The following is a 6,522-nucleotide window of genomic DNA, read 5'->3' as shown; positions in this document are numbered from 1 at the left end:
GGAGCAATTGGAACTCTTCGATGCACTGAGCCTGAAAACACCCTCCTGAAACGGCCCGGTTGTGGCAAAAGCAGATATCCCGCATCAATAATATCAATCACTTACGCGTTTAACTGTTGAAGTTGGGTTGCCCGCGTTCGGGTAGGCCACACGGCAAGCTTCGCGTAATTTCACGAACGCGGGATGCGCGAGGATGTTGTCGGGCCCTGGCGGACGAACGCGCCACAACTCCGACAACGCAGTCATCATTTCGTCACTAGGTTTAGACCCAAGCTCACCCATCAGGCAATCCGAAGCCTACGCAGTAGTTTGCCCAGCACCGTTTCATAGTCTTCCTGCTTGGAGAAGTCGGCATAGAGCTTCCCCTTAAGAAACTCTGGTAACTCACATTCTTCGTAAAGAAGAGGCAGAACAACGACTTCACCGCTAGAGATCTCGCGGTTCATTGCAACGTCAAGTTCCTTTTTCACCCACGGTGCGCCAATCGACTTATTTGAGAGAACCACGGCGATGTAGCGACTGAGCTTCATGCCTTCCTCGATCTTGGCGATCAGAGAGTCGCCGATATCGATTTCCGCCTCATCCAGCCACACATTCTCAACGCCGTGAGCGAGGAGATCTTTTCGTAGCTGGCGCACGAAGGGCTTATCGACGCCAGTATGACTTAGAAAAATGCCGTGATATTTCTCATGTCGCGGGTCGGCTTTCTCTAACGCCAAGCTGTCGCGGACCAATTGGTTCGCAGCCTCTTCTGACGTTGGAGGTGTGAGAAGCCAACCAGTGGTTGTTCCAAGCGCCACTTCACCGCCGAGGCTATAACCCTCTGGCGTCGCCGCGGTCGACATGTAACCGTCGTCAGGATCCGACAGGCACAGTGTCCAACCACCTGTTCTGGAGAGCGTCTCAAAGTAACGTGCAAACGGACTGTCAGCATCAATTGAACCGATCCTGCGCCCTTTTTTCACAAGAAGCTCGGAGCGCTTCAACAGCCGCGCCACCTTTGGTGCCACATATCCGAGATGGGTTTCACGATAGCCGAAAAAATTAACCCGCTTCGGTTCTGACAAGCACCAGACAACGGTTGCGCCATCTCCTATTGCAGCTTCCATCTCCTTACGCCGGTCCTCGCGGTCGAAAGCGGAGTCCAAATCATATCGATCGTTCTGCCCCTTCAGTTTGCCCAACTCGTAAAGCTCATCCGAAAACTCACCGGCCTGACCAAACAAAAAATGCGTGTAGCTTGCTGGGTTGATTATGATGGTATCGTATTCATAGAGAGGATAGGCAGATCGATCATGATCCACTCTTGGTTGGCACAAACCGAGATTGTCGATCTCGACCCCGTCGATGGCGTCCCCGGTGTAGGTAATCCCGACCGTCAGCACATTTCTCATTTCTTTTCCCCTTCAGCCGCAAGCGCCGCATGCGGCATCAGAAATTTGCTCAGATCTTTGACAACGTGATCTAGCGAGCCGGGATCAACGGAAACATCCCGCGCAAAGGCTGCCCACTGTCGCTGCTTGGCTTCATCTTGGCTGAAGGCAGGAGTCAGTCCGTCGGGGATATCCCTTGGAATCTCTGTTTCGCGCCGTTCGAACGTCGCCGCGATTGCGCGACCGAGTTGCGTCTCGTCAAATTCGAACGATTGGCTCAGTAGCCAGACATCGTAGTAATCTTTGATCCGCGTGTTGGTGAGACCGAGGGCTACCATCGCCTGGAACTTCTCCGCGACCACGGTCTCGCGGGCATAGCCGCGCAGCGTGGCCACCGGCATGTCGAGAAGTCCTGGCAGGTCAAGAATCTGTGGCTCGGGCTCCATCGCATCGCCAAACCCGACATCGACGCTGATCGACACCCGGGCACCGCCGACATCAGCGGTGGTTTTGATCCGTAGCCCGCCATATTCGGTGTCCTCCCGGATACGTCCAATGCGCGCGCCCTCGGCGTCAAAATGGACGCCGTCCGGTGCCTCGCTTGCGAAGATGTCCTTGAAAACGCCGAGCACTGCGTCCGGATCAGGATCTCCGTGGCCCAGAAGATCGACATCGCGGGTGCCGCGAAAAGGTTCATCGAACCAGGTCATCAACAAGACCGCGCCTTTGAGAACAAAGCGTTCTGCATGCAAAGACTCAGCCAAGCGATACAACAAGCGCTCATTGGCATAGCGGGTCAGGATGAGCTGATAGTTTTGTCCGCTGTCTTTGCTGATCTTGAGCAAGCGTGCGCGCACCGAAGCGCCAATATTCTTAATCTCTTTAGCCATTTGCGGTGAGCGCTTCGAGATAAGGACGGACAATTGTCGAGACGCCACCCGTTCCGGCCGAGCGTGCGATCTCTGCCGGGGTGGCCTTGCGCTGTCTCAGCGCTTCTTGAAGCCCCTCTAGGGCAACCGATTGACCAACCGACCGCCTATGCCGAAAGCAATCGGCAATGGTCTTGGCCACACCGAAGACCTTTACCGAGACGCCTTCAATCGATGTCGTCTCGACGTCTTCGGCCAGCAGAGCGTCCGTAAACCGAACAATGCGCAGCGCTGGCTCATCCTGCGGGGACCAGTCGTTCTTCCCGATCGCCATCCAGACGGACCGAGGGAGCTGGTCAGTTAGTTCGTGAAAAGCCAGCGCAGATGTGAGGCAGATAACGCCTTTGGGAACACGCTTCGCCGCTTCGGCAAGGCTGTGATTGGCATCCAGCGGCGCATCCGGCAGTTGATAGAGGCCCCGCGCCAGACGAATGACCTCGCCATCATCCCGCATCCGGCCGATGGCCGCAGCCGTGATACCTGCCGCCTTGAATTCAGACAGCCGGACGATGCCCCGGTTCCGGAGCATCTCTTTTGCTTGATCACGCTGCGTTTTGCCCTCTGGCATTGATATCAAACCACCAAGTTCTGGACCTACATTCTGAGGTTTAGTATCACTAACACAGCTACCGGTAAAGTCAGTTCGGTTGTTGAAAGCGCAAATTTATAAAGGGGGTCAGGACATTGGCAGGAAAATGGAGCATGCCCGGCGTTCCCCATAAAGGCTGGACATGTACGTCAGTAGACGATCTCGGCGCTCCGGATCAGGTCTGTGAAATGTGCGAGACCCAGGACATCCGGTATGTCCACCATATGGAACATCCGGATTATCCGGAAGGCCTCGGCGTCGGATGTGTCTGCGCAGAGAACATGGAAAACGACTACGAAGGACCGCGTCGCCGAGAACGCGCCCTTCGAAACGCCGCCCAACGCAAACAGCGCTGGCTCAGCCGGAAATGGAAGGTCTCGACAAAGGGAATGCCTATCTGAATACGGACGGGTTCAACATCACCGTATTTCAAAGGACGCCGACTCTGTGGGGTGCCCGGATCGAAGACCGCGCCACGAGCAGGTCAGTCTCTTCGAAGCGACCGCACAAGACCGAAGATGCAGCTAAACTGGCCGCATTTGACGCGATGATCTTCTTGAAAGAAGAACGCGGCTGGGGGACCTAAGCTATCATCGAACCCGGACCATCAGACCTGTCACACCGACATCCAGTTGCAATTGTCACGCGCTTGACGCCCACATTTCAGGCGCGTCGCGTAGAGCTCAGGGTCCGGTTCCCGCCCATCCCGCGACCACGGCACTTTGGACACTTCGGCGTAGCGTGTTCGCCCGCAAGTGCCTATACACAAAATCTGGACCAGACGCTGACGTGGAATGCCTTCAGCATATTTTGGTATCGGCACTGCAATTTCCTTCTCGACAGGTGGTGCGGGCGGGAGGTGATAAGCCCCTCCCTTGTGACGCTCTTGATCCAAACCGACCCGTCTAGAAAACCTCAGCTGTCTACGTGCGCTCAAGACCAAGTTAAGGACGGCTTCGCTAAGCCTGTCTTACAATGACTGGGTTCGTCGTACACATCACAAGCTTTCGAGAACCGCGCGTTATGGCCACATAGAGATCGCGCGCATTCAGCAGATCTGTATCAATTACTACGGCCACATCAGCCTCCAATCCTTTGAGAAGCAAAGTGCTGCCCACGGCCCGGCGCGGCAAGGCCCGGCCCTTGACGCGGGACTGCTCCCGCGCGCGAACCGCCATTTCATGAAAGTCATCGACATCCACGCATCCATTGAATGCCTGAATGGCAGAGCGCACCAAGGCCGGACGAAGCGGAAAAACGCCCGCTTGCCTATTGATCTCTACCAACACGGCCACGGCTGCTTCCGGACTCGGCGATTTTGCAAATACCAGCGCCGCACTCTCAGCATCTGTTGGCGGCGTCCGTTCTCGCCCCGCCAGCAATACGCCGAGCCGTTGCTTCATTTGTGCCGCGCCGACGCCAGTCATTGTGCTACCAGCAAAGTCTATCAGCTCCGCCGCCGCAGTCGGCGCGCGCATATCAAACGCCTCGGCAAACCGGATAAAATCGGTCAGATCTGCATTTTCCACTACGACTGCCCCATGCGCTCGTCCTGCGATATCCCGGTGCCGTGGTGGTCGTTTGGCGTCACAGACGATTAGGACACTCCCACCATCTACCGGCGCTCGCGTATTTGCAGCCTGCGTCTGCTTCTGGATATCGTCGTCACCCGTCACTGAAATCAGCTCCACCTCAGGTGGTGCTTGGCGCAGGTCAATGAGCTGACCCGATTGAAGCGCGGCCCTCACAGCCAAAAGCCATCGTCCAAAGTCTTCGGTCCCTGCATTGCGCCAACGCCATGGAACATCCAGCTCTCCCGCAGCCGGAAAGCGGGTCTGAACATCGGCCTGCCAATCGACGAGAACATTGGTGCCCCAACCAAAAATGGCCTGCATGGGATCGCCGAGAACGCAGGTCGGCAAGACTTCCGCAATCTTCGATACCATCGTGTGCTGTTCGATAATGCAATCCTGATACTCATCAACAAACAGACGGGCATAGGTCGCCTGGAGTACGTCCCTGAGATGATCGCCAGCAAGAATATTGAGCGTCCCCTTACGGATGGCGGGATAATCATCTCTTGGATTGTTGAGGTCCAGTGTTCCGTCCGCATGGCCACTGCGCTGCGGGAACGTTCCAATGAGACGCATTCCCCATCCGTCGATCGTCGTAATCCGAAACGCACTTTGCGGGACACCCATATGCGTCAGTCGGGCACGGAGCGCTGCAACACCGGCATTGGTATGCGTCAGTATCAAAATCGGTTTCGGATCGACGTGGCGTTGCAATGCCGACGCTATCAGATGCGATTTCCCGCATCCAGCAGGCGCGGAAACGCTGCCGCAAGTGATATTTAGCAGATCTATCTCAGCCATGAGGCGTTTGCGCCCAAGCGAGAAGCGCATTCACGCGGTTCTGAAAATCCTCACTGACATTTCCGAAGTTCGGTGCCAGAATATTGCGTGCCACATATTCCATACGGCCGACTGTCTTGAACCAAGGGTTTTTCTTGGTGGTGCATGCTGTAACAATCATATCTCGCTGAGCAGGTGAGATTACATGTTGCGGCGAATGAAGAATTGCACGGAGGTTCTCTATTGTTTCTTGGTTGGCTGACGATGATTGAACATGCGCCGCGACCATTTCCTGACCATGCTCTGCAATAGCGTAATCCATGAGAATCAAGAGTGTCGCATCTCCTGTGTTACCGACAATTGCTGCCTCTAACGATTGCCCAGCATGCCAAGTAAATGTAGCCCCCGCTGTTTGATGGAAAGCGGCTTCGATTTGTGTGTCGGGTATTAGATCAGCATCGCGAAATACCGCAGCGCGATACCCCAACTTCACGAACTCCGTCGCCTTTTCGTACAATCGGTCTGGATGACCGCCACCGCCATCAACAAGGGCGACGCCACAGGCAAAGATCGAGGGGCGGCCATGGGCAGTGCAGTGTTGTTCAAAGCCCCTTACAAACCCGACTTCAGACGCTCCCTCACAAACCAGAACCGATGGGGCCAGGAAAGCTTCGGGTGCGCTGCGCAGCGTCCCTTGTGCAGTATCAGGAACCAAACGCGCGACGTGCTTTCCTTCTGACTGACGTAAAACACGAAGCTGTTTCGCGGCAAGTTCCCTCAAAACGATTGGTGAGTGCGTCGTTGCGAAGACTTGTTGCGGCGGCACCTGTTCCTTCGCCCCTAAAGACCCCAATAACCGGATGATCCGATGTGGTTCCAGACCGTTTTCAACCTCGTCGACCAGCAGGATAGACGATACCGCTGCCACTTCGCGTTGGAGGCCCGCAATCAAGAGGCGCGTCGAACCTAGGCCAAGGCCGCGCAGGGGCACACCGTGTTCATCGTGCAGCGCGATGGATCCGCCCGTGACAGAAACAGAATGTGTGTCGAGAAGCGCCTGTGCTTTTGCACCGATCGGGATGCCGAGTTCATCGGCTGCCTTTTTGACCGACGCCAACGCATCTCCCAGTTGTGCATCTGCGTCATTGCCTGAGCTACTCCCCATCGGTTGGACAGGATCTGGCGTAATTCAAGCTACTCTTTGCATCTGCTGATCGGGGTTGGTTGTTTCATTTCTCTGCCAATAGACCACGGCGGGTGGTCTGCCGCCAAGGGCC

The 6,522-nt window shown here is 55.8% G+C and carries 6 protein-coding genes; 1 reads left to right on the top strand and 5 read right to left on the bottom strand.

The window, feature by feature from the left end; all coding sequences use genetic code 11:
* Positions 1 to 281: 281 nt before the first annotated feature.
* Genes DL899_RS18865 through DL899_RS18855 form a run of 3 tightly spaced genes read right to left on the bottom strand, consistent with a single transcriptional unit; the run spans position 282 to position 2,870 of the window.
* Entirely contained in the window at positions 282 to 1,394 is a 1,113-nt protein-coding gene (locus tag DL899_RS18865) for a toll/interleukin-1 receptor domain-containing protein (RefSeq protein WP_111735859.1), read from the bottom strand.
* Positions 1,391 to 2,263 carry a nucleotidyl transferase AbiEii/AbiGii toxin family protein gene (locus tag DL899_RS18860; RefSeq protein WP_111735858.1) on the bottom strand — a complete coding sequence of 291 codons (873 nt, stop codon included), beginning with the start codon at positions 2,261 to 2,263 and terminating at the stop codon, positions 1,391 to 1,393. Before DL899_RS18860 ends, DL899_RS18865 begins: the two co-directional genes overlap by 4 nt.
* On the bottom strand, positions 2,256 to 2,870 hold the full coding sequence (locus DL899_RS18855) for a type IV toxin-antitoxin system AbiEi family antitoxin domain-containing protein (protein ID WP_111735857.1): 615 nt from the start codon (positions 2,868 to 2,870) through the stop codon (positions 2,256 to 2,258). The genes DL899_RS18860 and DL899_RS18855 overlap by 8 nt, the downstream gene beginning before the upstream one ends.
* A gap of 134 nt (positions 2,871 to 3,004) precedes the next feature.
* Between DL899_RS18855 and DL899_RS19770 the strand changes: the two genes are divergently transcribed.
* The gene (locus tag DL899_RS19770) at positions 3,005 to 3,292 is read left to right on the top strand and encodes a hypothetical protein (protein WP_204355370.1); all 288 of its coding nucleotides are present in this window, start codon (positions 3,005 to 3,007) and stop codon (positions 3,290 to 3,292) included.
* 558 nt (positions 3,293 to 3,850) lie between these two features.
* Here the strand turns inward: DL899_RS19770 and DL899_RS18845 are convergent.
* Positions 3,851 to 5,266 carry a UvrD-helicase domain-containing protein gene (locus tag DL899_RS18845; protein WP_204355369.1) on the bottom strand — a complete coding sequence of 472 codons (1,416 nt, stop codon included), beginning with the start codon at positions 5,264 to 5,266 and terminating at the stop codon, positions 3,851 to 3,853.
* Complete coding sequence (locus DL899_RS18840; RefSeq protein WP_162685667.1) at positions 5,259 to 6,362, bottom strand: ATP-dependent nuclease; 1,104 nt, start codon at positions 6,360 to 6,362, stop codon at positions 5,259 to 5,261. The genes DL899_RS18845 and DL899_RS18840 overlap by 8 nt, the downstream gene beginning before the upstream one ends.
* Positions 6,363 to 6,522 lie beyond the last annotated feature (160 nt).

Origin of the sequence: Roseovarius amoyensis, from assembly GCF_003260265.1 — a bacterium.
GTDB lineage: Bacteria > Pseudomonadota > Alphaproteobacteria > Rhodobacterales > Rhodobacteraceae > Roseovarius > Roseovarius amoyensis.
The sequence above is the reverse complement of the archived record's forward strand: the minus strand, read 5'-3'. Positions and strand labels throughout refer to the sequence as shown.